The sequence below is a fragment of the Micromonospora sp. NPDC049102 genome (genome assembly GCF_043197485.1).
Lineage (GTDB): Bacteria > Actinomycetota > Actinomycetes > Mycobacteriales > Micromonosporaceae > Micromonospora.
Genome location: NZ_JBICTE010000002.1, coordinates 64401 through 88411, shown reverse-complemented (window position 1 = coordinate 88411; position 24011 = coordinate 64401). Strand labels below are relative to the sequence as shown.

Below are 24011 nucleotides of genomic sequence, written 5' to 3'. Positions count from 1 at the left end.
CTGCGCCGGCCCCAAATCGGGGTCCGACCGCGCGAGCCAGGCCGTCGCCGCCTGCAAAAACTACCCGAGTACGGGACGCCGGAGCGACCGCATTACGCGGTGCTCCGGCGCCCCGGTCACACTCAGTCCCGCTCGGCGAGCGTCAACTCGATCCCGCCGACCAGGTCGGCGCAGACGTTGTAGACGAACGCTCCCAGCGTGGCCAGCGCAGTGAACAACACCACGTTGACCAGGCCGATCAGCGCCGAGCTGAGAATCACGCCCTTGGCGGTGATCTGGAACCCGCTGGTGCTCTGCCCACCGCCCGCGTTGACCAGGTCGCTGAGGCTGTCGTTCACGCTCTGGAACACGCCCATCGCGTCCAGCGCCAGGTAGAGCACCGACGTGGCGACCACCACGACGATGAACAGCACCACCGAGACCGCGAACGCGAACTTCATCACGGACCAGGGGTCGATCCGCTTGAGGTTCAGCCGGGCCCGGCGCGGCCCGCGGGACGCCGCCGAGCTGACCGAGGTACGCGCGGCGCGTACCGCCTCACCGACGCGCGCGGCACCGACGGCGGACGAGTTGCCGATCCCCGGCGGCAGACCCCCGCCGCTCGCGGGGCGACCACCGGCACCCGTACGCCCGGGGTCCGGCGCGGGCGGGGTCATGCCGGGCGTGATCCGGGGCTGCGTGCCCGTGGCCCCGGTCGATGTCGCCTGACCGGGTCGGGTGCTGATCGGCTGCGTCGTCGTCGGACGCGCCGGGTTCGGGGCGGCCGCCGGGGGGACCGCCCCGGTCGACGTCGGTGCCTCGCCGGCCGACTTCTCGGCCTTGGTCTCACCCGATCCCGAGTCCTCGCCGGGCTGCTCCGGCGGGGGTGTCATGCCGGGAGCCCGGGTGAATTTCGGGGCAGGCGCGTCGGCGGGAACCGTGGCCCGGCCCACGGCTGCGCGGCCGGTCGCTGGTGTGCCGCCCTTGGCGGCCTCCTCGTCGACCGGGTTGGCCGAGGTCCCCGTGTTCCCCGACTTCGCCTGTGTCTCCGTCATTCAACTAGTCCTGTTCGTCAGGCTCGTCGGCATTGCGAGCAATCGCCACGATAGTCACGCCGTCCGGGAGGTCCATCAGCTTGACCCCCATTGTGTTCCGGTCACGCGTACGGCGTACAGGCTTCACCGGAGTCCGGATGACACCACCGTTGCTGGTGATCGCGAACAACTCGTCGTCCGGGTCGATCACCACCGCACCGACCAGACCACCGCGCCGTTCGGTGATCTTCGCAGTCAGCACGCCCTTACCTCCCCGGCCCTGCACCGGGTATTCCTCGATCGGGGTACGTTTCGCGTATCCGCCGTTCGTGGCCACCAGGACGTCCAGACCCTCCCGAACGACCTCCATGGCGAGCAGGACATCGTCGTCCGTGAAGCGCATGCCGATCACGCCCGAGGTGGCACGGCCCATCGGGCGCAGCGCCTCGTCCGAGGCGTTGAACCGGATCGCCTGCGCCTTCTTCGAGACCAGCAGCAGGTCGTTCTCCGGTGCCACCAGAGCAGCACCGACCAGCTCGTCCTCATCGCGCAGGTTGATCGCGATGATGCCGCCGGAACGGTTGGAGTCGAACTCCTCGAGCCGCGTCTTCTTCACCAGGCCGTTCTTCGTGGCCAGTACCAGATAGGGGGCTACCTGGTAGTCCGGGATTTCGATGATCTGCGCGATCTGCTCGTCCGGTTGGAAGGCGAGCAGATTGGCCACGTGTTGGCCCTTGGCTACCCTACTGGCTTCCGGCAACTCGTACGCCTTGGCCCGGTACACCCGGCCCTTGTTCGTGAAGAACAAGATCCAGTCGTGGGTCGAGCATACGAAGAAGTGGCTGACGATGTCGTCCTGCCGCAGCGTGGCGCCGCTGACGCCCTTACCGCCGCGCCGCTGCGACCGGTACAGGTCGACCTTGGTCCGCTTGGCGTACCCGGTGCGGGTGATCGTGACGACCACGTCCTCGCGGGCGATGAGGTCCTCCATCGAGACCTCGCCGTCGAACGGGATGATCTGCGTCCGGCGGTCGTCGCCCCACTTGGCGACGATCTCGCCCAACTCCTCTGAGACGATCTTCCGCTGCCGCTCGGGCTTGGCGAGGATGTCCTTGAGGTCGGCAATCTCGATCTCGAGCTTCGCCAGGTCGTCGATGATCCGCTGCCGCTCCAGGGCGGCGAGCCGGCGCAGCTGCATGTCCAGGATCGCGGTCGCCTGGATCTCGTCGATCTCCAGCAACCGGATCAGGCCCTGCCGGGCGTCGTCCACCGTCGGAGAGCGCCGGATCAGGGCGATCACCTCGTCCAGCGCGTCCAGCGCCTTGCCCAGGCCACGCAGGATGTGTGCCCGCTCCTCGGCCTTGCGCAGCCGGTACGCGGTCCGCCGGCGGATCACGTCGATCTGGTGCTCGACGTAGTAGCGGATGAACTGGGCCAGGTTGAGCGTGCGCGGCACCCCGTCGACCAGGGCCAGCATGTTGGCGCCGAAGGTCTCCTGGAGCTGGGTGTGCTTGTAGAGGTTGTTCAGCACGACCTTGGCGACCGCGTCGCGCTTGAGCACCAGCACGATCCGCATACCGGTACGCCCGGATGACTCGTCGCGGATGTCGGCGATACCGGCGAGCTTGCCCTCCTTGATCAGCTCGGCGATCCGCTCGGCGAGGTTGTCCGGGTTGACCTGGTAGGGCAGCTCGCTGACGACCAGGCAGGGACGGCCCCGCTTGTCCTCCTCGACCTCCACCACGGCCCGCATCCGGATCGAGCCGCGACCGGTGCGGTACGCGTCCTGGATCGCGGTGGTGCCGACGATCAGGCCGTAGGTGGGGAAGTCCGGGCCCTTGACGATGCCGATCAGGGCTTCGAGGGTGGTCTCCTCGTCCTCCTCCGGGTGCTCCAGGCACCACTGCACCGCTGCGCCGATCTCCCGCAGGTTGTGCGGGGGGATCTTGGTGGCCATGCCGACCGCGATGCCCTCGGAGCCGTTCACCAGCAGGTTGGGAATCCGCGACGGCAGGATCGTGGGCTCCTTGGCCCGGCCGTCGTAGTTGTCCTGCAGGTCGACGGTGTCCTCGTCGATGTCCCGCAGCATCTCCATGGCCAGCGGGTCGAGCTTGCACTCGGTGTTGTGGCTGACGAACCCGTCCGAGACGAACGAGTGGTCGTCGGTGTCGACCCGGACGCTGTAGACCGGCTGCACACCGGAGTCCGTGATCTGCGCCACCTCGGCGTAGTAGAAACGCCCGTCGACCAACGGCTCGACCACGTCGAGCACGTCGGCGTTGGTGATCCGGGCCGCGATCTCGTCGCGGTCCCGCTCCCACCGCTCGACGCGGTCCACGTTGTGCCGGCGCAGCCAGTCCCGCTCCGTCCAGCGGGTCGCGCCGTGCTCCCGGATGAAGTCGCCGACCAGCGGCACATGGTCGCCGGAGAGCGCCGTGCTGCTCGCCGGCACCTGGGCCAGTTCGGCCTCCAATTTGGCCTGCTTGCGGCCGAGGAAGCCGACGTGAGCGGCGAAGATCCGAGCGTCGCGCCGGTTGGTCACCACGACCTTGATCTCGCCGTTGTCGTAGCGGGTCTGCCGGCTGATCACACCGAACTCCAGCAGCAACTGCTGAACCTCGCGGGCCAACCGCTCACTGCGAGTCGAGTACGAGATCTGCATGGTGTTCCGCGGCAGCAGCGACGACGAGCCGTCGCCCTCGAAGAGCGCCTGGAGGAAGGCCTTCTTGATCGCGGCGGGACCCTGCCAGACGAACTCGGGCACGAACTTCGCGGCGCTGCGGGCGCCCACCAACTCACCAAGAATCGAGCCGGTGAAGTCGGAGGTCCAGCCCCGCAGCTTGTGCAGCGTCTTGCCGGTGACGGTTGTCTCGGTGCCGACCCAGCGTCGACCGCCCACGGCGAGGTCGTAGGCAGCCAGGACTCGGACAAAGAACTCCCGGTCACAATTGTCAAACCCAACCCGATCGGCGGAGGTCCAACCCTCGCTGACAAACGCGCCCGCGAGGACTGCGGCCTCGACGTGCTCCAGCATCGGGTAGCCGATCTCGTCCGGCACCGAGCGCTGAAGGACGACCCGGTCGCCCGGGGAGATCTCAGCCAGCAGCTTCCACAGCAGGGTCGGCACACCAGCCACGTCCACCAGGCAGAGCACCGGGTGGTTGTGGGTGCCGGTCAGCTCGTACCCCTCGTGGGTGCGCAGCCGCAGCGTGGGGTGCTCACCGGAGTGGAAGAACTTGGAGGCGCGGACCAGGTCGCCGTTGCGGTCGCGGACCTTGAGGTCGATGTCGGTCTCGCTGGACGGTGCCGCGTCCGGCACGACGTCGCCGATCCGCACACTGCCGTCGGTGGTACGAATCCGGACATCTGCGGTGACGCAGTAACGCATTGCCGCAGCCGGATCGTTACCCGGCGAGCCGAAGTTGCCGTTGCCGTCGACCAGCGGGTAGCGCAGCGACCAGGGCTGCGCCATCCGGACCAGCGCGTCGTAGATCGCCGAGTCGCCGTGCGGGTGGAACTGGCCCATCACGTCACCGACGACGCGGGAGCACTTCACGTACCCGCGGTCGGGGCGGTAGCCGGAGTCGAACATGGCGTAGAGGATCTTGCGGTGGACCGGCTTGAGGCCGTCCCGGACGTCCGGCAGCGCGCGCCCGACGATGACGCTCATCGCGTAGTCGAGGTAGGAGCGCTGCATCTCCACCTCGAGCCCGACCGGCTCGATCCGGTCGTGCGCGACCACCGCGGCGATGGCCTCGGCGGGGACCTCTGGCTCGTTCGGTGTGGACTCGGGAGAATCGGTCACTGTATACCCTTATCAGACTCAGAGTCGTTTTCGTGCTGTGGATAACGTCTGTGGATAGCGGCCAAGCTGTGGATAACTCTGTGGACCGGCGGGCCGGCCGGGTCCTGCCCGGCCGGCCCGCCGACGTCCGTCAGATGTCCAGGAACCGCACATCCTTGGCGTTGCGCTGGATGAACGACCGGCGGGCTTCGACGTCCTCACCCATCAGGACGCTGAACAACTCGTCTGCGGTTGCAGCGTCGTCGAGCGTGACCTGACGCAGGGTGCGGGTCGCCGGGTTCATCGTGGTCTCCCACAGCTCGGGATAGTTCATCTCGCCGAGGCCCTTGAACCGCTGGATGTCGTCCGGCTTGGCGTTCGGCTTCTTCTGCTGGCGCAGCGCGATCAGCCCGTCCCGCTCACGGTCGGAGTAGGCGTACTGCGCGTCGTCGCCCTTCTTGTTCCACTTGATCTTGTAGAGCGGCGGGGCGGCCAGGTAGACGTGCCCCAACTCGACCAGCGGACGCATGAAGCGGAACAGCAGGGTGAGCAGCAGGGTCTGGATGTGCTGGCCGTCGACGTCGGCGTCGGCCATCAGCACCACCTTGTGGTAGCGCAGCTTCTCCATGTCGAAGTCGTCGTGGATGCCGGTGCCCAGCGCGGTGATCAGCGCCTGGACCTCGTTGTTCTTGAGGACCCGGTCGATCCGGGCCTTCTCCACGTTGAGGATCTTGCCGCGGATCGGCAGGATCGCCTGGGTGCGCGGGTCGCGCCCCTGCTTGGCCGAGCCTCCGGCCGAGTCACCCTCGACGATGAAGACCTCGGACTCGCGCGGGTCGGTGGACTGGCAGTCGGCGAGCTTGCCCGGCATCGAACCCGACTCCAGCAGCGACTTGCGTCGGGCCAGCTTGCGTGCCTGCTGCGCGGCGATGCGGGCGCGGGCCGCCTGCGACGCCTTCTGGATGATCGTCTTGGCCTCGGCCGGGTTGCGGTCGAACCAGTCGACCAGCCGGTCGTTGCAGACCCGCTGCACGAAGCTCTTCACCGGGGTGTTGCCCAGCTTGGTCTTGGTCTGGCCCTCGAACTGCGGGTTCGTCAGCTTGACCGAGATGATCGCGGCCAAGCCCTCTCGGATGTCCTCGCCGGAGAGCTTCTCGTCGCCCTTGAGTAGCTTCTTGTCGGTGCCGTACCGGTTGACCACGCTGGTCAGCGCGGACCGGAAGCCCTCCTCGTGGGTGCCACCCTCGTGCGTGTTGATGTTGTTGGCGAAGGTGTAGACCGACTCGCCGTACGACTCGTTCCACTGCATGGCGATCTCGAGGGACATGCCCTCTTCCTCGGCCTCGAACTCGACCACCGTCTTGTGCATCGGGTTCTTGGAGGCGTTGAGGTGTCGGACGAAGTCGGCGATACCGCCGTCGTAGCGGAAGGTGACCTCGCGGGTCTTGCCGTCCTCGTCCTCAGCAACCCGCTCGTCGAGCAGGTGGATGGTGATGCCCCGGTTGAGGAAGGCCATCTCCTGCAGGCGTCGGTAGATGGTCTGGAAGTCGAAGTCGATCGTCTCGAAGACGTCCGCGTCGGGCCAGAAGGAGACCGCAGAGCCGGTGCGGTCGGTGGTCTCGCCCTTCTCCAGCGCGGACGGCTTGGAGTGGGTGTACTGCTGCCGCCAGACGAAGCCGGACTTGTGGATCACCACTGCCATCTTCGTCGACAGCGCGTTCACCACGGAGACGCCGACGCCGTGCAGGCCGCCGGAGACCGCGTACGCCTTGCCGTCGAACTTGCCACCCGCGTGTAGCACGGTCAGTGCGACCTCGACGCCCGGCTTCTTGAGCTTCGGGTGGAGGTCGACCGGGAAACCACGGCCGTTGTCGGTGACCTGGACCCCACCGTCGGCGAGCAGCACCACGTCGATGGTGTCGCAGTAGCCGGCCATCGCCTCGTCGACCGCGTTGTCGACGACCTCCCAGACGAGGTGGTGCAGACCGCGCTCGCCGGTGGACCCGATGTACATACCGGGCCGCTTGCGAACCGCCTCCAGCCCCTCGAGAACGGTGATCGACTCTGCGCCGTACTCCTGCTTGTCCTGCGCTGCCACCCTCGGCCACTTTCTCGCGTCGTCGGCGCCGGTGGGGCGCGTCGGGCGCGGGTTCGGCGGGACAGGACGCGACGTCGGCGCGCGGACCGGCGCCGGAGACCTCCGGACAGCGGGTCGAACGCGCCGGTCGCCGCGGTCGCCCGCGGATCGCGATCGGCTCGACCCGGAGTGGAGAATGACCTGGGGCCATCGGCCCCGTCCCTCGCCCCGCACCGGGTCTTCGTCTCGCTGTCAATCCTACTGTGCGCGGGGGACAGAACCACCACTCGGCACCCTCAACGAGGCGGCTGAGATGTCCGTAGCCGGCAGAACCCCGTTACCCGCGACTCCCCCCACACGCCAGGCCCTGTTCGGACGCGCCGCCCCCGGACGGGTTGACCCGCGCTCGGGCGGGTCGGGGGTCGCGGTCGGATCGTCCGTGCCGTACGTTTGCGGCGCCCCGGAAGCGGCCTTGATCTTTACCGGTCGGAACCGGGACGATCGACCCGATCGACCCGACACGTGCTCTCTAAGAGGTGACAGATGGGGCTGGACAACGTCGCGGTGCACTGGCCGCGGACCGGCCGCTTCTACGATCCGGTGGCGCCGGCCGAGTTCGTCGACTTCGGCGAGATCGTCGATCTGCCGCGGATCTCGGCGCCGACGGCGGCGCTGGCCGAGCTGATCGCGAAGACCGGCACCGTCCGCGCGACCGCGTACACCGAGCTGGTGGATCTCCTGCTCGGCCTCGAAGGTGTGTTGTATGCCACAGACGCCGCGGCCGAGGACGAGGACCCGGTGATCGACCCGGACGGCTGCGCCTGGATCGCCGGCGGCGTCGAGCGGTTCGTGGCCGGTCACCGGGAGTACGGCGAGACGGTCACCTTCGACTCGGTGAGCACGGTGCTGCGGAAACTGATGGGCGACGGCCGGCTGGCGGAGCAGCAGTTGCGCTGGCTGGACACCCGCCTCGACGCCTTGCGCGACGAGAGTGGTGATCCGCCGCAGTGGAACTTCACCTGTGCCGAGCTGGGCGTGCTGGCGGCGTTCTACCGGCGCTGTGCCGAGCGCGGGTTCGCCGTCTACGCCGACGCCTGAGCCCCCGGGCCGTCCGCCTGAGCCTGCGAGTCGTCCGCCTGAGCCTGCGGGCCGCTCGGGGCGGGGCGGTTGGTGGCGGCGATCACCTGTGTGAGCACGGCGTGCAGGTGTTGCAGGTCCTCGACGGGCAGTCCGAGGCGTTGCACGATCGCGGCCGGGATCTGCTCGGCCCGGGCCCGCAGATCAGCGCCGCTGGCGGTGAGTGTGACGGCGAGGCTGCGCTCGTCGGCCGCGTCGCGTTCCCGGCGCAGATAGCCGGCCGCTTCGAGTCGCTTCAACAGGGGTGACAGGGTGCCCGGGTCGAGCTGCAACAGGCGGCTGAGGTCGCGGCCGGACAGCGGTGCGTGCTGCCAGAGCGCCAACATCACCAGGTACTGCGGGTGGGTCAGCCCCATCGGTTCCAGCAGCGGTCGGTAGACGGCCACCACGCTGCGCGCCGCGACCGACAGGGCGAAGCAGACCTGCTGCTCCAGTGCCAGCGGGTCGGCGCGCTCCGGTTGGCCGCTCATCGGTTGCTCTCCTCGTGCACGGGAACTGTCGTACCGATCATTGGTACACCAATCGTTGGTGTGGCAACGGTAGGGTCACGGCACGCGGAGGGACGGCAGATGAGCGAGGACGGCGCGACCACGAGAGCACCGGGCGAGGGCGGCCGACTCCTGCGCTGGGCCTTCCGGCATCTCGCCGGCCCGGCCGACGGCGTCCAGGGCGCGGTGCAGGGTGGTTCGACCGCCGCCCGTGAGGCCTGGAAACGCGACCTGGCCGAGCGCAAGCGCTACTCGCAGGAGCAGCGCGAGCGCAGGCGGGCGGCCCGGGAGGCCGAGCGGCGGCGCTGAGGGGCCGGCTCAGCCGTACGTGTCGCGCGGCCCGCGGCCGCGTACCCGGCGTGGGCCCTTCTGCCACGACGGCGCGGCCGGGCCGTGGATGTGCAGCTTGCGCACCACGTTGTGGCCGACCTCCTGGGCGATCTGCTTGAGCAGCGAGCCGGCGAGCAGCCGTAGCTGGGTCGCCCAGGCCGTCGAGCGCGCCTCCACGGTCAGCTCGCCATCCTCCAGCTTGACGGGCCGGCTGTGCTGGGCGACCTCCGCGCCGACCACCCGCTCCCACGCGCCGAACACGGTCGCCTCCGCCGCGGGCTGCTGCCAGCCCCGCGCCTTCACCAGCCGGTTCAGTACCGCTCCCAGGGGCTGCGGGTCGCGCGGGTCGGGGCCGGGGCCGGAGTAGCCACGCAGCCGCCGTCCGGAGCCGCCGGCACCGTCCGTGCCCGCGCCGGGGGCACGCCGGGTGCGCGCCGCCGCCTGCCGGCGGGACAACGCGGCATCGAGCACCGCCCGGGCCAGCTCCGGGCCGCTGGGAGCCTCCGGCTGGTCGCCGGTCGCCCCGGCCTGTGGAGTACGCGCGCCCGCGGCGTCACCGGCCTGCCGGCCGCTACCGGTCGTGTTGGCACCTGAGCGCCGACCGCCTGGCTCATCCGACACGGCGTACCGTCCCCTCGCCGACCTGGTAGCGGGTGCCCCGCAGGGCGGCCGGGACGTCGTCGTCCACGGCACAGGTGACGAGCAGTTGACTCGCTCCGCCGACGAGTTCCGCCAGCCGTTCCCGACGCCCGGTGTCCAGCTCGGCGAAGACGTCGTCGAGCACCAGAACGGGCTCGATGCCGTCGGCGCGCAGCAGGTCGTACCCGGCGAGGCGCAGCGCGAGCGCGAAGGACCAGGATTCGCCGTGGCTCGCGTACCCCTTGGCGGGCAGCGGCCCGAGCGACAGGGCCAGCTCGTCGCGGTGCGGGCCGACGAGGGTCGTGCCCCGCTCGATCTCGGCGGAGCGGGAAGCGGCGAGCGCGGTCGTCAGTGCCTCGACAAGCGTGGCCCGGTCGGTGGTCGGCTCGGCCAGTTCGACCGACGGCCGGTAGGCGATGCCGGCCGCGCCCCGGCCCGCAGCCACCGCGTCGTACGCCTTCGCGACGTGCGGGGTGAGCGCGGCGACCAGCTCCAGCCGCCCGGCGAGCAGTTCCGCGCCGTGCTGGGCGAGGTGGGTGTCCCAGACGGCGAGGGTGCCGAGATCACCACCACGGGAGCCGCCGGTCTTGCGGGCGAGGTACGCGGTGCGCAGCAGGGCGTTGCGCTGCTTGACCACCCGTTCGTAGTCGGCGCGTACGCCCGCGTAGCGGGGTTGGCGGTTGACCAGGAGGTCGTCGAGGTAGCGGCGACGTTCGGCCGGGTCACCGCGGACCAGTTCCAGGTCCTCCGGAGCGAACAGCACCAACCGCAGCGCGCCGAGCACGTCGCGGGCCCGCCGGGCGGGTGACCGGCCCAGCCGGGCGCGGTTGGCCCGACCCGGCACGATCTCCAACTCGACGAGGAGTTCCCGCCCGTCGTGCACGACCGCGCAACGGATCACCGCCGACGAGGCGCCCATCCGGACCAGCGGCGCGTCCGTGGCGACCCGGTGCGAGTCCAGGGTCGCCACGTAACCCAGCGCCTCGACGAGGTTGGTCTTGCCGACGCCGTTGGCGCCGATCAGGACGTTCGCCCCCGGCTGGAGGTCGACGGCGACCCGCTCGTACGAGCGGAAGTCGACCAGTTCCAGCCGGTGAACGTACACAGGGTGTGGATGCCGCTCAGCGCTTGTGGACAGCGTGGCCACCGAACTGCTGACGCAGCGCGGAGACGGCCTTCATGGCGGGCGAGTCGTCCTGTCGGGAGGCGAACCGGGCGAACAGCGAGGCGGTGATGACGTTCAGCGGTACGGCGAGCCGGACCGCCTCGTCGACCGTCCAGCGCCCCTCGCCGGTGTCCTCGGTGTAGCCGCTCAGGTCGGCCAGCTCCGGGTCCTCGTCGAGAGCCCGGTCCAGCAGGTCGAGCAGCCAGGAGCGGACCACTGTGCCCTCGCGCCAGGACTTGATGACGCCCGGCACGTTGGTCACCAACTCGGAGGCCGACATCAGCTCGTAGCCCTCGGCGTAGGCGTGCATGAGGCCGTACTCGATGCCGTTGTGCACCATCTTCGAGTAGTGCCCGGCGCCGACGGGGCCGGCGTGGACGAACCCGAACTCGCCCTCCGGCTTGAGAGCCTGGAAGAGCGGCATGAGCCGGTCGACGTGCTCCTGAGCGCCGCCGACCATCAGCCCGTAGCCGTTCTGCCGGCCCCAGACGCCCCCGGAGACGCCGACGTCGACGTACCCGATGCCGCGCTCGTTCAGCCGCTCGGCGCGGGGAGCGTCGTCGCTGAAGCGGGAGTTGCCCCCGTCGATGATGATGTCGCCGTCCCCGAGCACCTCGGCGAGCTCGTCGATGGTGGCGTCGGTGACACCGGCGGGCACCATGACCCACACGGTGCGCGGCGATTCGAGCTTCTGAGCCAGCTCGGCGAGGTTAGCCGCGTCGCTCAGCTGCGGGTTGTGATCGAATCCGACCACTTCGTGGCCGGCAGTCCGCAACCGCTCGCGCATGTTGCCGCCCATCCGGCCGAGTCCTACCAGGCCGAGCTGCATTTGTTCCTACCTCCGTGGATCTGGTGTTGCTGGGCCGATCAGCGGGAAACGCGGATCGGCATGATGAGGTACCGATACCCCGGAATGACCTCACCATCCTCGCCGGCGGGGGAGATCACCGCCGGCTTGAAAGCGTCGACGAACGAGAGTACGGCGGTCTGCGAACCCAGGTTTGCCAGGCCGTCGATGAGGTACTGCGGGTTGAAGCCGATGGTGAGCGGGTCACCGGTGAAGGTGGCCTCCATCGCCTCGCTCGCGCGTGCCTCCTCGGAGCCGCCGGCCTCGACCACCAGGCCGTCGGCGCTGAAGCTGAGCAGCACCGGGGTGGTGCGCTCGGCCACCAGGGCGACCCGCTTGACCACCTCGATCAGCGTGCTGACCGGCACCCGCGCGTCGGCGTTGTGGCTGGCCGGGAAGAGCGAGCGCACCGGCGGGTAGTTGGCGCCGTCGAGCAACCGGCTCGTGGTGCGGCGGGTACCACCGGCGAGGCCGACCATGCCCTCGCCCGCCGCGCCCTGGGCGAGGGCGAGGGTGACCTCGCCACCCAACGGGCCGAGGGCCTTGGCGGTGTCGTTCAGGGTGCGGGCCGGCACCAGGGCGTTGATGCTGACGTCCGGGTCGTCGGGCCGCCACTGGATCTCCCGCAGCGCCAACCGGTACCGGTCGGTGGCGAGCATCGAGAGCGTGCTGCCGGAGAGCTCGACACGGACACCGGTCATCATCGGCAGCGTCTCGTCCCGGCCGGCGGCGATGGCCACCTGGGCGACCGCGGTGGCGAAGGACGCGGCGTCGACCGTGCCGGCGCTCTGTGGCATCTCGGGCAGGGCGGGGTAGTCCTCCACCGGCATGGTGGGCAGGGTGAACCGCGCGCTGCCACAGACCAACTCGAGGTGGGCCCCGACCGCGGCGATGTCGACCGGCTTGGCCGGCAGCGCCTTGGTGATCTCGGCGAGCAGACGGCCGGAGACCAGCGCGGCGCCGTCGGCGTCGCCCTGCACCTCGACGGTCACCTGACTGGAGACCTCGTAGTCGAAACCGGAGACCCGCAGGTTGCCATCGGTGACGCGGAGCATCACCCCGGCGAGCACCGGTACGGATGGCCGGTTCGGCAGGCTCTTCGCGGTCCACGCCACGGCCTCGGCGAGCGCGTCGCGCTCCACTCGGAACTTCATCAATGCCTCCGCGTCGACGTCAGCGACAACTCTCTCATGCCGACCGCTGCCTACCGTCCCGCCCAACCGTGCGGGTGTCCATCGCACCTTAGGGCGCGGGGACATCGGCTGTGCGCCCGACCCCATGGATCGTGTCGATGCTGACCGGCCTGTCCGGCAGCGTTCGGCCCGATCCACAGAAAGCCCAACGGTGATGATTGGTTTTTGTTCTCTTAGAAGAGATAACCCATCGTCTTCATCGCACCTGTGCAAACTGTGGAGAACTCGGGTCTGCGCAGCTCAGACAGGTTATCCACCGGTGGATTGGCTGTGGAGAACCGGGTGTGAAACCGGCTCCTGTGTCCACAGCCCCGCGTGGATCGTCGGTTGTCCACCGTTGTCCACCGGTTGTCCACCGGTAATCCACCGACTTTCTCCCCAAGGCTGTGGACGGCCGGGAAGATCACCATTGCTGTTATCCCCAGAACCTTCAACAGCTCGTACACAGGTGGATGATCGTCGGTGGAAAACCTGATCGTTGTCCCCAGCCGTCCACAGCGTCGTACACAGGGTTTCTCCACAGGCTGTGGGTAACCGGGGCGGGACGGACCGTTGTTATCCACCGACGGTGGATAACAAGTTGTGGACAACGAGTGAGTACCGAGGTGGACACGGCACCGATCCTGTGGCCTACACCATGTCGAGGGTCAAGCCGACGCCCTCGCCGGGCGACGAAATCGGTGCCCTCGGAGCCGGGGCGAGCGCCGTCGGAGTGCGGCCGGCGCGTCGTGGAGGCCACAAAAGAACGCCCGGCCGGATCTCCGGCCGGGCGTGTCCCGGGGTCGCGTGGCGGCGTACCCCGCTAGGTGTTCTGCTTGATCCGGTTGGTCAGCTCGGCGATCTGGTTGTAGAGCGAGCGCCGCTCGGCCATCTGCTGGCGGATCTTGCGGTCCGCGTGCATGACAGTGGTGTGGTCCCGGCCGCCGAAGGCCTGCCCGATGCGCGGCAGCGACAGCTCGGTCAGCTCCCGACACAGGTACATGGCCACCTGACGGGCGTTGACCAGCACGCGCGAGCGGGACTGGCCACGCAGGTCCTCGAGGCTCACGCCGAAGTAGTCGGCCGTGGAGACCATGATCTGATCCGCCGTGATCTCCGGACCGGCGCCGTCGGGGATGAAGTCCCGCAGCACCTCCTCCGCGAGCGACAGCTCCACGGTCGACCGCGTCAGGCTCGCGAACGCGGTAACCCGGATCAGCGCGCCCTCCAACTCCCGGATCGAGTTCGACACCCGGGAGGCGATGAACTCCAGCACGTCCGGCGGGGCGTAGAGGCGCTCCTGCGCGGCCTTCTTCTGCAGGATCGCGATCCGCGTCTCCAGGTCCGGCGGCTGGATGTCGGCCAGCAGACCCCACTCGAAGCGCGTCCGTAGCCGGTCCTCCAACGTGGCCAACTGCTTGGGCGAGCGGTCGGAGGTGATCACGATCTGCTTGTTGGCGTTGTGCAGGGTGTTGAAGGTGTGGAAGAACTCCTCCTGCGTACGCTCGCGGTTCTCCAGGAACTGGATGTCGTCGATCAGCAGGATGTCGACGTCGCGGTAGCGCCGCTGGAACGCGCTGGTCTTGTCGTCCCGGAGCGAGTTGATGAAGTCGTTGGTGAACTCCTCGGTCGAGACGTACCGCACCGACCGGGCGTTGCCGAGCGTCGTGGCGTAGTGCCCGATGGCGTGCAGCAGGTGCGTCTTGCCCAACCCGGAGCTGCCGTAGATGAACAGCGGGTTGTACGCCTTCGCCGGCGACTCGGCCACCGCCACGCTCGCCGCGTGGGCGAACCGGTTGGACGAGCCGATGACGAACGTCTCGAACATGTACTTCGGGTTCAACCGGTTGCCGCCGGTGTCGGCGCCCGGCAGTCGGCGCTCGTCACGCCCGCCGGGACGGTGCTCCATCCCGCTGCGACCCGGGCCGCTGTCCGTCGCCCCGTCCCGGGGAAGAGGGCGGATCACGTGCTGGTCCCGGGGCGACGTGGCGTCCTCGCGGTAGCGGGGCTCGTAGGGCCGGGTGTCCGGGCCGGAGGGGTCGAGACGTGCCGCGTGCTCGTCGTACCCCCGCCGCTCGGATGGCGGTCGAGTCGTCCGCATGGGCTCGACGAAGGCCGCGCTGAACAGAGCCTCCTGCCCGTCCCTGCTGGCCGGGATCAGCCCCGACGACCGGTGCGCGTCGACGGCCGGCGCGGGAGGTGGACCCGTCGGCGCCGGCGGTACGGCGGTCTCGGGCAGGCGCGGTGCGAGATGCTGCTCACCGATGGCCTCGTCGGCCACGGCTCGTCCGGCGTACTCGCCCCCGTGCGGACTCGACGGCGGTTCCGCGGCGTCGAGTGGCCCGGTCTCCGGAGTGCTGCGGTAGACGGTGCCGGCCGGGCGTCCGGCGGCGTCCTCGGCCACCCGCACGGTCACGGCGACCTGGATCGGCCGGCCGAGCCGGCGGGTCAGCGCCTCGGTGATCGCCGGGCGGAGCCGCGACTCGATCACGTCCCGGGTGAAGGCGTCCGGTACCGATAGCAGGGCGGTGTCCTCGACGATCGCCCGCAACCGGGTCAGTCGGAGGTAGGCGCGTTGCTGGGCGGAGATGATCTCGTCGGCGAGCTCGTCGGTCGCCGCCAACCACACCGCGGCAAGGTCGGTCGTACCGGCCACCGTCGTGCCACCCCCTCGCCTCTGCTCCCGGCCGCCGCTGTCTGCCAGCCGGCCGTTCCGGGCCCGCCGCGTACACGGGTGGAACATCACCCACCCGGACAACTGACCAGCACTCGTCCACAGGTTATCCACAGCCTGTGCACCGACCGATTGTGGCCGCCCGCCGGGCGCGGGACCAGCCCTTGCCTGGACGGCCGCTGAAGCGGGTTCACCGTGCCGAACGATTCACCAGCGTGTCCGGTCTTGCCTGCGCGCGACGACCGGAGCATCCGACGCTCACCGCAATCGGGCACGGTAACAGCGTTGTCCCTGCCCCATCAACCGGCGACGCGGCAGCGACCTTGTCGGCATCAGCGAAAACCGCCCCTTCGGTCTCGGGCGCGTCCCGATCTCCCCCCGCTGTGGGTGTTTGACGGTCATTGCACCCCTGCGTAGGCTGGAGCGGCTGCTCTCTCGCCCTCTGCTAGGGTGATGGGTGCTTGCTGCCCGTGGTCGTTTCCCCGCACCGCCGGTCCCGATCCGCAGGGCAGCACCGAACGGTGGCCATCGTCGAGGTGGCCTGGACCACCCCACGACCCCGGCGATCCCGTCGCCCGGGGCGCGTACGAAAACGGAGAGCCTGACGTGAGCAAGCGCACCTACCAGCCGAACAACCGCCGGCGCGCGAAGACCCACGGCTTCCGGCTGCGCATGCGCACCCGTGCCGGCCGTGCCATCCTCTCGAGCCGCCGCGCCAAGGGGCGCGCCACCCTGTCGGCCTGAGCCGACCGGGTCGGTCCGGGGGACGTGGGCAGTCGTGCTGGCCGCCGCACAGCGACTGCGGCGCAGCACTGACTTCGCCGCAGCGGTTCGCGGTGGCCGCCGCGTCGGCCGAGGTGCCGTCGTGGTCCACCTGACCGTTCCGGCGACCACCGACCCCAGCACGACGATCTCGCCGAAGCCGGCGTGGGAGTCCGGGGCGGAGCAACCCTCCGCCCCGGCCCGCGCCGGCTTCGTCGTGTCCAAGGCCGTCGGCAACGCGGTGGTCCGCAACAAGGTCCGCCGTCGACTGCGGGCGCTGGTCCGGGAGCGGCTGGGCGCGCTGCCCGACGGCAGCACCCTCGTCGTCCGGGCGCTGCCCGCCGCGGCCGAGGCGTCGTACACCCGGCTCACCACCGACCTGGACGCCGCGATCGCGGTGGCCCGGTCGCCGCGGGAGAGGCGGGCCCGGTGAGCAGCGAGCCGACCGCCACACGCCCGGCGTCAACCGGTGCAAGGGTGCTGATCGCGCCCATCATCGCGTACCGTCGGTGGATAAGTCCGGCACTGCCGGCCCGCTGTCGGTTCTACCCGTCGTGCAGTGCGTACGCCCAGGAAGCCCTCGTGCGGCACGGCGCGCTCCGGGGAGCCGCGCTGGCGGTCCGCCGGTTGCTGCGCTGCCACCCCTTTCACCCTGGTGGACATGACCCGGTGCCGGAGCCGGGCAGCCGCCGTCGTGCTGATGTGACTGGAGCCCCGAATTGAGTCTGAGTCTCGACTGGATCTACTACGCGATTTCGTGGATCCTGCTGACCTGGCACTCGGCGTGGGACGCCATCGGGGTGCCGGTCGGCGCGGTGGTCGGCACGAACTTCGCCTGGATCCTGTCCATCATCTTCCTGGTGGTCACCGTCCGGGTGATCCTGTTCCCGGTGTTCGTCAAGCAGATCAAGTCGCAGCGGGCCATGCAGGCGCTCCAGCCCAAGGTCAAGGAGCTGCAGGAGAAGCACAAGGGTGACCGGGAGACGCTCCAGAAGGAAATGATGGAGCTCTACCGGAAGGAAAAGGCCAACCCGCTCATGGGCTGCCTTCCGATGTTCCTCCAGATTCCCGTCTTCCTGGGCCTCTTCCACGTGCTGCGCCGGCTCGACCCGTTCAAGCCCGAGGACAAGAAGACGATCTACGGCTGGACCGTCGACCAGTTCAACAGCGCCTCGCACGCGAAGCTCTTCACGGCCCCGCTCGCCGGCAAGTTCGGCTCCACCGCCGACGAGCTCGCGCGACTCAACGCCAACGGCAACACCACGAAGATCATTGCTGGTGTCCTGGTCCTGGTGATGATCGCCACCACCTATCTGACCAGCCGTCAGATGATCCTCAAGACCGGCTGGGCGGAGGACCCGCAGCAGCGGATGATCCAGCGACTGATGCTCTACGGCATCCCCGCGTCGCTGCTGATCTCCGGCGCGATCTTCCCGATCGGTGTGATCATCTACTGGGTCACGAACAACCTCTTCACCCTCGGACAGCAGCAGTGGGTGCTGCGGAAGTTCCCGCCGCCGGTGACCGCCAAGAAGGCCACCGCCCCCGCTGCCACTCGCAGCCCGGTGCAGCCCGCCAAGTCCGGCGGCCTGTTCGGTCGCGGCAAGGCTGCCCCGGCGGCCCCGGTCAAGGCGGCCGCGCCGAAGGTGGCCGGCCCGAAGCCGGGTGCCAAGCCCGCCAACCCGAAGAAGAGCCGCCCGGCCAAGCGGCAGGGCTGACCTCCGTGCGGCCGTCGTCGGGCAACCGGCGACGGAACCGCCCCGCCCCGAGCCGCCGCCGTACGGCCGGCGCCGGGCGGAACCGACCGCGTGCGGCGCGGTCACGGGCGACACTGCCCGTACAGACGTGCCCGTGGGCACCGGCGACCTCCCGCCGGCCTCCGGGAAACCAGCGGACCCGACGGTCCAGCCGAGCGAGTACGGAGATGAGACCGTGACCGAGACCAGCATCCCCCGCGCCGAGCAGTCCCTGGACGAGGAGGAGACCGCGACGCTCGCAATGGACGACGACGACACCGACACCGACGGCGACGACACCGAGGCCCCGGCCGGCGGTCGTGAGAAGAAGGGCGCGGGCGAGAGCGACCTGTTCCGGCAGAGCGAGATCGCGGCCGACTACGTCGAAGGACTGCTCGACATCCTCGACTACGACGGGGACATCGACGAGCTCGTCGCCGGTGGCCGTCCCGTCGTCGAGGTGGTCGGTGCCAGCCTCCAGAACCTCGTGGGTCAGCGCGGTGCCACCCTGGAGGCGCTCCAGGAGCTGACCCGGCTAGCCGTCTTCCGGCAGACCGGTACGCCGAGTCGGCTGCTGCTCGACGTCGGCGGCTACCGGGCGAACCGCCGCAAGGAACTCGCAGCCGTCGCCAAGAACGCCGTCGAGAAGGTCAAGGAGTACGGCGAACCCGTGCGCCTGGATGCGATGAACGCGTTCGAGCGCAAGTGCGTCCACGACGTGGTCAACGCCATGGCCGGCGTGGCGAGCGAGTCGGAGGGCGTCGAGCCGAACCGTCGCATCGTCGTACGGCCGGCGGACTGACTCCGTTGACCCACGACGACACCACGGCTGACGCCGTGAACGGCCCGGGCGGTACGCCGTCCGGGCCGTCCCCTGTCCGGCGTGACGACACGACGGGGCACGAGGGGGCAGTCGACGTCACACTGCCGCCCGAGCTGGCCCCGGCCGCGCTGACCCTCTTCGGTGATCGGCTCGACCTGGCCGCCGCGTACGCCGAACTGCTGGCTACCGACGGGGTGCTCCGGGGTCTGATCGGCCCGCGCGAGGCACCCCGGATCTGGGACCGTCACCTCCTGAACTGCGCTGCGGTGGTCGAGCGGATTTCGAGCGGCGCGAGCGTGCTCGACGTGGGCTCCGGCGCCGGCCTACCCGGTCTCGTGCTGGCCATTGCGCGCCCCGACCTGACGGTCACGCTGATCGAGCCGCTCGCGCGACGGACGTCGTTCCTCGTCGAGGTCGTGGAGCGGCTCGGCCTGACCCGATCGGTCCGGGTGTTCCGGGGGCGGGCCGACGAGGCCGCCAGCGGATCGAGTGGCCGGGAACCGATCAGCGGTGACGTGGTGACCGCCCGCGCGGTCGCACCGCTGGACCGGTTGGCGACCTGGTGCCTGCCCCTCGCGGTACGCGGTGGGCGCCTGCTGGCTCTCAAGGGATCGTCCGCCGCCGCCGAGATCGAGGAGCACGCCGACACCGTGGCGCGGCTCGGCGGCGGGGACGCGGCCGTGCACCTCTGCGGTGTCGGTGTGATCGACCCGCCCACGACCGTGGTGGAGATCGTCCGGGAGCGGATGGTCGGCACGGCTCGGTCGGCGGCGAGCAAGCGCTCCCGTGGTGGGCACGCCCGCCGCCGCTGACGGTCGCGCCATCGGGCGTCCCGGCCGACGGGTTGCCTCGTTGTATCGGTACGGATGGACGAGGGAATGAGAACCCGACGTGGACCAGCCGCGCCCGTCCGCCGTAGGCTGACCGCGCGTCGATAATGTGGAGCGGCCGACGGACGTCGCGGACTCCGACCGCTCCCGAGGGGCCGTACGCTCCGGGGTGCGAGCGCGGGTGTGGCCAAGTTGACCGGGGCGCGGACCGACCATCCGAAGCGGGCAGGGATGACAGGTGCATGACGACGGCAGGTACGACGATCCACGCGTGACCGGGTCGACCGGCGACCCTGTTTCACGTGAAACCGACTACCCGAACTGGTCGCCCGGTGCCGCCGGAGCGCCCATGCCGGCGGCCGACGATCCGCTCGTCTCGCGGGACGAGGCTGCGGTTCCGACCGCCGGGCCGGAGCGGACTGCCGGTCGCCGGTCGGCCGACGGGCCGAGTCGACCGATCAACGCCGCCGACGCACGGCAGGCGCCCGGTCGACGGAACACCGCCGCAGCGGTTCGTTTTGAGCCTGCGGTACCGCACCAGCCCACCGCCGCGGCGACACGCGACGCCACGCCGGTGGTTCCAGACGTACCGGTCGCGTCGGCCGAGTCGCTGGCGGCGGTCGCGGCCGACCCCACGTACGTTTCACGTGAAACCCCGACGCGCGAAGAGGATGACCCACCGTTGGCTATGGAGGCGATGCGCGCCGTGCAGATCCTGAATCCCAGTGGCGAGGTGACCATGCCTCGACCGGATCGGACCCGGGTCATGTGCGTCGCCAACCAGAAGGGCGGCGTGGGTAAGACCACGACCACGGTCAACCTCGCGGTGGCACTCGCCCTGCACGGCAACCGGGTGCTCGTGGTCGACCTGGACCCGCAGGGCAACGCGTCGACCGGCCTCAACGTGCCGCACCACACCGGTATCCCCGACGTCTACGACTGCCTGATCAACAGCGTCCCGCTGTCCGAGGTGGCACAGGCGGTCGAGGGTATCCCCAACCTGTGGTGCGTACCGGCCACGATCGACCTCGCCGGCGCGGAGATCGAGCTGGTGTCGGTGGTCGCCCGTGAGTCGCGCCTCGACCGTGCGATCGCCGCGTACCCGGGCCAGTTCGACTACGTCTTCATCGACTGCCCGCCCTCGCTCGGCCTGCTCACGGTCAACGCCCTGGTCGCCGCGCAGGAGGTGCTGATCCCGATCCAGTGCGAGTACTACGCGCTGGAGGGGCTCAACCAGCTGATCAACAACATCAACCTGGTGCGGCAACACCTCAACCCGAAGCTCGACGTCTCCACCATCCTGCTCACGATGTACGACCGCCGTACCCGCCTCGCGGACGCGGTCGAGCAGGACGTGCGGAACCACTTCGGCGACAAGGTCCTTCAGGCGGTCATCCCCCGCAACGTGCGGGTGTCCGAGGCACCCAGCTACGGCCAGTCGGTGATGACCTACGATCCCGGTTCGCGGGGTGCCACGAGCTACTTCGAGGCCGCTCAGGAGATCGCCGAGCGGGGCGTCAAGGAGCCGGTGGGCCGGAATGCGTAGTGGGAACAAGTCGCTGGGAGGCATTGCATGAAGAACCGTCCTCGGGGCGGTCTGGGACGGGGCCTGGGCGCTCTCATCCCGACCGGACCGGTGCCGGGTGCCACCGGCACCGCGACGGCCGAGCCGGAGAGCGGGCACGGTGATGTCGACGAGGGCATGCCGGACGCCGCCGTCCTGACGGCACCGGTGAGCGCCGGCGTCCACCAGCCGGAGCCCGTGCTCAGTCCCGTGCCGGGTGCCCGGTTCGCGGAGATCCCGGTCGACGCGATCGTGCCGAACCCCAAGCAACCCCGCCAGGTCTTCGACGAGGAGGCGCTGGAGGAGCTGAAGACCTCGATCCGGGAGGTCGGCTTCCTGCAGCCGATCGTCGTGCGGCAGCTCGACGACGAGAAGTACGAGCTGGTGATGGGCGAGCGCCGTTGGCGTGCCGCCCAGGCGGTGGGGCGGGACAACATCCCGGCGATCGTCCGGGACACCCGCGACGACGCCATGCTCCGCGACGCGCTGCTCGAGAACATCCACCGGGCCAATCTGAACCCGCTGGAGGAGGCCGCCGCGTACCAGCAGTTGCTGGAAGAGTTCGGTGCCACCCACGAGGAGTTGGCCCGCCGCATCGGCCGCAGCCGGCCCCAGATCTCCAACACGATCAGGCTCCTCAATCTGCCGGCCCAGGTGCAGCGCCGGGTCGCCGCGGGCATCCTGTCCGCCGGGCACGCCCGCGCGTTGCTGAGCCTCGACGAGTCGGAGGCGCAGGAACAGTTGGCGCTGCGGATCGTCGCCGAAGGGCTGTCGGTGCGGGCGACCGAGGAGATCGTGGCCCTGGCGCTCAACGACGGCTCGGCGAAGAGCCAGGCCGCCAAGCGACGGCCGAAGCCGCACGCACCCGCCCTGACCGATCTCGCCGACCGCCTGTCGGATCGCTTCGACACTCGGGTGAAGGTCGACATCGGCCGGAGCAAGGGCAAGATCACAATCGAGTTCGCCACCGTGGATGATCTGGAACGCATCGTCGGCATCATCGGTGTGCAGGAGGAGGGGGCGCAGGACTGACGGTCCTGGCTCCGCCAGAGGCCGCGTCTTCCCTCGGGGACGCGGCCTCTCTGTTATGTCCCCGTTTCACGTGAAACGTGACGCCGGAGGCTGCTGCCGGCCAGGTGTCACCGGGGCGCATCTGACTCGTGCTCATCGCTGGGGGCGCTTGCCGGGGGGACAGATGCGGTACCGCCGGCCCGAGGCTGTGTTGTTCGCGAGGTTCGAGGGGGCATGGGGCGTCACGCCGCGCCCTCGACGACCACGTGCCGTCTTTCGACCTTCACGGCCTCTGACATCGCCGCAGGCGTTCTGATCGACCCGAGGCACCCCCGACCGCCCCGAGTGCGTCAGCGATGCCCTCAGCCGGCGGGCGAGGCCACTGCTCATCGGGCGCGCACAGCCACTGCGGCAGGACCGTTCTGGGAGTCGGCCCGTTTCACGTGAAACGCACCCCGGCCGGACGTCACATCCGGGTGCGGGTAGGCCGATGGGGAGGCCGGCCGATCGCCGATACGGCGGAGGGTTCGCGCAACGACTGACGGGCCGAAAAGTTATCCACACCGGTTGTCCACAGGCACCCCTCGTTTCACGTGAAACGCCGCGTGAAAGCGGGTGCTGGCCTGTGGATGACGGGGTGTATTCGCGTCCTCGGCAGCCTGTGGATATCGCTCGGACGGCCGGCGGTGGCGGTCGCAGCAATCGACGACCAGCACTGATCGGGGCGGTCGGAACGGGTCGAACAGGTAGGGACAGCGGTGCCGGACTCGGTTAGGGTCAGCGTCGTGCACGACACCCCTCCCTCAGTCCCGGACTTCACCCAGTGGCCCTCGTTTCCCTTCGAGGGCGACCTGCGGGTGAAGCAGCTCGACGACCCGGTCCCGGTCGAACCGCCCCGCAAGGGTGAGGGTCTCCGGGAATGCACCGCCTGCAACGCACCCGACGACGCCTACATCTGGGTGGGAGAGCGGTGGCGGGTCCGCGCCATGGACCGGCCGACCGGCCTGCCGATGGTCCTCATCCTCGAATCGAGGACCCACCTCGATCTGGGTGACCTGCCGAACCTGCTCGCCGCCGAACTGGGGGTGATGACGGTACGTCTGGAGCGAGCCATTCGGTCGTTGGACGGCGTGGCGCGGGTGCATGTGAACCGGTGGGGCGACGGCTCCGCCCACCTGCACATGTGGTTCCTCGCCCGGCCGTACGGTCGGCTCCAGCTTCGGGGGACCTTCCTGTCCCTGTGGGATTCCATCCTGCCGCCGATCTCCGAGGAGCAGTGGCGGGAGAACCTGGCCCTCGTCGCCGCCTGGCTGGCCGAGTTCGGTGGCCGCCCGTTGGCCGAACCGCCCCGCATCCAGTGGCAGGCCCCGTCGAGCCTGTTGGCTCAGTCCGCCGCGGCGGCACACGCCGCAGCCGCTCAGGAGGAGGCCGTGTCGGTCATCGAGGCGGCTGAGGAGATTCCGGAGCCGGCGATCGAGGAGGTCGACCGTCTCGACGGCGACCTCGCGGCCGAGTCGGAGGCCCAGGCGGAGCCCCGGATCGCGGACACCGCCCCGGCAACCGTCGTGAACGGCGAGAGTGGCGGCGACAGCGACAGCGACTGGGACGACAGCGACTGGGACAGCGACGGCGACGGCGACAGCGACGCCCAGGGAACGACGGCCGAGCCGAAGCCCTCTGCCATGCCCGCCCACCCGGCGGCCGAGCCTGTCGCCGGTTCTCCGATGGCCTCCGGCCCGGGGAGCGACGCCGCGAGTCCGGCTTCCCGGAGTCCGATCGTCCCGGCGCCGCGGAAGGCCCCTACCGACGACGACGCCAACGAGAGCGGGACCACCCCGCCCGACGTGAGCGCCACACGCTGATCACCGGTTGGAAGTGGGGTTGGCGGGGCGGGGCAGCACTCGCCAACCCTGTCCGACGCCCGTGCGCAACCGGTGACCGAAGCCGGTACGAGGACCG

At 69.8% G+C, this 24011-nt stretch carries 20 protein-coding genes; 11 read left to right on the top strand and 9 right to left on the bottom strand.

All coding sequences use genetic code 11. The features are described 5' to 3' along the window. Nucleotides 1-122: 122 nt before the first annotated feature. From ACGFH9_RS02995 to gyrB, 3 genes are all read right to left on the bottom strand, one after another. The gene (locus tag ACGFH9_RS02995; RefSeq protein WP_393214424.1) at nucleotides 123-1034 is read right to left on the bottom strand and encodes a DUF3566 domain-containing protein; all 912 of its coding nucleotides are present in this window, start codon (nucleotides 1032-1034) and stop codon (nucleotides 123-125) included. Between the two features lie 4 nt (nucleotides 1035-1038). Continuing rightward, entirely contained in the window at nucleotides 1039-4755 is a 3717-nt protein-coding gene (gene gyrA / locus ACGFH9_RS02990; protein ID WP_393215241.1) for an intein-containing DNA gyrase subunit A, read from the bottom strand. A gap of 193 nt (nucleotides 4756-4948) precedes the next feature. Then, entirely contained in the window at nucleotides 4949-6895 is a 1947-nt protein-coding gene (gyrB, locus tag ACGFH9_RS02985; protein WP_393214421.1) for a DNA topoisomerase (ATP-hydrolyzing) subunit B, read from the bottom strand. A gap of 522 nt (nucleotides 6896-7417) precedes the next feature. Here gyrB and ACGFH9_RS02980 point away from each other — a divergent pair. Further along, nucleotides 7418-7972 (top strand): hypothetical protein, encoded by a 555-nt coding sequence (locus ACGFH9_RS02980; protein ID WP_393214418.1) that lies wholly within the window; start codon nucleotides 7418-7420, stop codon nucleotides 7970-7972. Here ACGFH9_RS02980 and ACGFH9_RS02975 read toward each other — a convergent pair. Next, nucleotides 7957-8481: a MarR family winged helix-turn-helix transcriptional regulator gene (locus ACGFH9_RS02975; protein ID WP_393214415.1), complete on the bottom strand. Its 525-nt coding sequence runs from the start codon at nucleotides 8479-8481 to the stop codon at nucleotides 7957-7959. The two genes, ACGFH9_RS02980 and ACGFH9_RS02975, sit on opposite strands and share 16 nt — an antisense overlap. Before the next feature lie 99 nt (nucleotides 8482-8580). Between ACGFH9_RS02975 and ACGFH9_RS02970 the strand changes: the two genes are divergently transcribed. Continuing rightward, nucleotides 8581-8808: a hypothetical protein gene (locus ACGFH9_RS02970; RefSeq protein WP_393214412.1), complete on the top strand. Its 228-nt coding sequence runs from the start codon at nucleotides 8581-8583 to the stop codon at nucleotides 8806-8808. A 9-nt stretch (nucleotides 8809-8817) separates the two neighbouring features. Here ACGFH9_RS02970 and ACGFH9_RS02965 read toward each other — a convergent pair whose 3' ends face one another. From ACGFH9_RS02965 to dnaA, 5 genes are all read right to left on the bottom strand, one after another. Further along, complete coding sequence (locus ACGFH9_RS02965; RefSeq protein WP_355242950.1) at nucleotides 8818-9450, bottom strand: DciA family protein; 633 nt, start codon at nucleotides 9448-9450, stop codon at nucleotides 8818-8820. Further along, entirely contained in the window at nucleotides 9440-10573 is a 1134-nt protein-coding gene (gene recF, locus ACGFH9_RS02960; RefSeq protein WP_355242953.1) for a DNA replication/repair protein RecF, read from the bottom strand. The genes ACGFH9_RS02965 and recF overlap by 11 nt, the downstream gene beginning before the upstream one ends. Before the next feature lie 16 nt (nucleotides 10574-10589). Continuing rightward, a complete protein-coding gene (gene gnd, locus ACGFH9_RS02955) occupies nucleotides 10590-11462 on the bottom strand; it encodes a phosphogluconate dehydrogenase (NAD(+)-dependent, decarboxylating) (RefSeq protein ID WP_393214407.1) in 873 nt (290 codons plus the stop codon). A 38-nt stretch (nucleotides 11463-11500) separates the two neighbouring features. Next, entirely contained in the window at nucleotides 11501-12634 is a 1134-nt protein-coding gene (gene dnaN, locus ACGFH9_RS02950; protein ID WP_393214404.1) for a DNA polymerase III subunit beta, read from the bottom strand. Nucleotides 12635-13475: 841 nt separating this feature from the next. Then, complete coding sequence (gene dnaA, locus ACGFH9_RS02945) at nucleotides 13476-15395, bottom strand: chromosomal replication initiator protein DnaA (protein WP_393214400.1); 1920 nt, start codon at nucleotides 15393-15395, stop codon at nucleotides 13476-13478. A 537-nt stretch (nucleotides 15396-15932) separates the two neighbouring features. Here dnaA and rpmH point away from each other — a divergent pair. The 9 genes from rpmH to ACGFH9_RS02900 all read left to right on the top strand — a co-directional run bounded on the left by rpmH (nucleotide 15933) and on the right by ACGFH9_RS02900 (nucleotide 23914). Continuing rightward, a complete protein-coding gene (gene rpmH / locus ACGFH9_RS02940; protein WP_355242966.1) occupies nucleotides 15933-16070 on the top strand; it encodes a 50S ribosomal protein L34 in 138 nt (45 codons plus the stop codon). 34 nt (nucleotides 16071-16104) lie between these two features. Then, nucleotides 16105-16521: a ribonuclease P protein component gene (gene rnpA / locus ACGFH9_RS02935; RefSeq protein WP_393214396.1), complete on the top strand. Its 417-nt coding sequence runs from the start codon at nucleotides 16105-16107 to the stop codon at nucleotides 16519-16521. Continuing rightward, a complete protein-coding gene (gene yidD, locus ACGFH9_RS02930; RefSeq protein ID WP_393214393.1) occupies nucleotides 16518-16811 on the top strand; it encodes a membrane protein insertion efficiency factor YidD in 294 nt (97 codons plus the stop codon). Before rnpA ends, yidD begins: the two co-directional genes overlap by 4 nt. 2 nt (nucleotides 16812-16813) lie before the next feature. Next, nucleotides 16814-17806: a membrane protein insertase YidC gene (gene yidC / locus ACGFH9_RS02925; RefSeq protein WP_393215238.1), complete on the top strand. Its 993-nt coding sequence runs from the start codon at nucleotides 16814-16816 to the stop codon at nucleotides 17804-17806. A gap of 214 nt (nucleotides 17807-18020) precedes the next feature. Then, a complete protein-coding gene (locus ACGFH9_RS02920; protein ID WP_393214390.1) occupies nucleotides 18021-18626 on the top strand; it encodes a protein jag in 606 nt (201 codons plus the stop codon). A gap of 134 nt (nucleotides 18627-18760) precedes the next feature. Continuing rightward, nucleotides 18761-19459, top strand: coding sequence for a 16S rRNA (guanine(527)-N(7))-methyltransferase RsmG (rsmG, locus tag ACGFH9_RS02915; RefSeq protein ID WP_393215235.1), 699 nt, complete (start codon nucleotides 18761-18763; stop codon nucleotides 19457-19459). 256 nt (nucleotides 19460-19715) lie between these two features. Next, nucleotides 19716-21023, top strand: a complete 1308-nt coding sequence (locus ACGFH9_RS02910; RefSeq protein ID WP_393214387.1) for an AAA family ATPase — start codon at nucleotides 19716-19718, stop codon at nucleotides 21021-21023. A gap of 27 nt (nucleotides 21024-21050) precedes the next feature. Further along, the gene (locus ACGFH9_RS02905; protein ID WP_393214384.1) at nucleotides 21051-22073 is read left to right on the top strand and encodes a ParB/RepB/Spo0J family partition protein; all 1023 of its coding nucleotides are present in this window, start codon (nucleotides 21051-21053) and stop codon (nucleotides 22071-22073) included. Nucleotides 22074-22837: 764 nt separating this feature from the next. Beyond that, nucleotides 22838-23914, top strand: a complete 1077-nt coding sequence (locus ACGFH9_RS02900) for a hypothetical protein (RefSeq protein WP_393214381.1) — start codon at nucleotides 22838-22840, stop codon at nucleotides 23912-23914. Nucleotides 23915-24011: the final 97 nt, after the last annotated feature.

Excerpts from the sequence above, each read along its gene's own strand:
- ACGFH9_RS02975 (WP_393214415.1), bottom strand. The coding sequence starts at position 8,481 with ATGAGCGGCCAACCGGAGCGCGCCGACCCGCTGGCACTGGAGCAGCAG.
- ACGFH9_RS02905 (WP_393214384.1), top strand. The coding sequence starts at position 21,051 with ATGAAGAACCGTCCTCGGGGCGGTCTGGGACGGGGCCTGGGCGCTCTC.
- dnaN (WP_393214404.1), bottom strand. The coding sequence starts at position 12,634 with ATGAAGTTCCGAGTGGAGCGCGACGCGCTCGCCGAGGCCGTGGCGTGG.
- gnd (WP_393214407.1), bottom strand. The coding sequence starts at position 11,462 with ATGCAGCTCGGCCTGGTAGGACTCGGCCGGATGGGCGGCAACATGCGC.
- dnaA (WP_393214400.1), bottom strand. The coding sequence starts at position 15,395 with ATGTTCCACCCGTGTACGCGGCGGGCCCGGAACGGCCGGCTGGCAGAC.
- ACGFH9_RS02970 (WP_393214412.1), top strand. The coding sequence starts at position 8,581 with ATGAGCGAGGACGGCGCGACCACGAGAGCACCGGGCGAGGGCGGCCGA.
- ACGFH9_RS02995 (WP_393214424.1), bottom strand. The coding sequence starts at position 1,034 with ATGACGGAGACACAGGCGAAGTCGGGGAACACGGGGACCTCGGCCAAC.
- ACGFH9_RS02980 (WP_393214418.1), top strand. The coding sequence starts at position 7,418 with ATGGGGCTGGACAACGTCGCGGTGCACTGGCCGCGGACCGGCCGCTTC.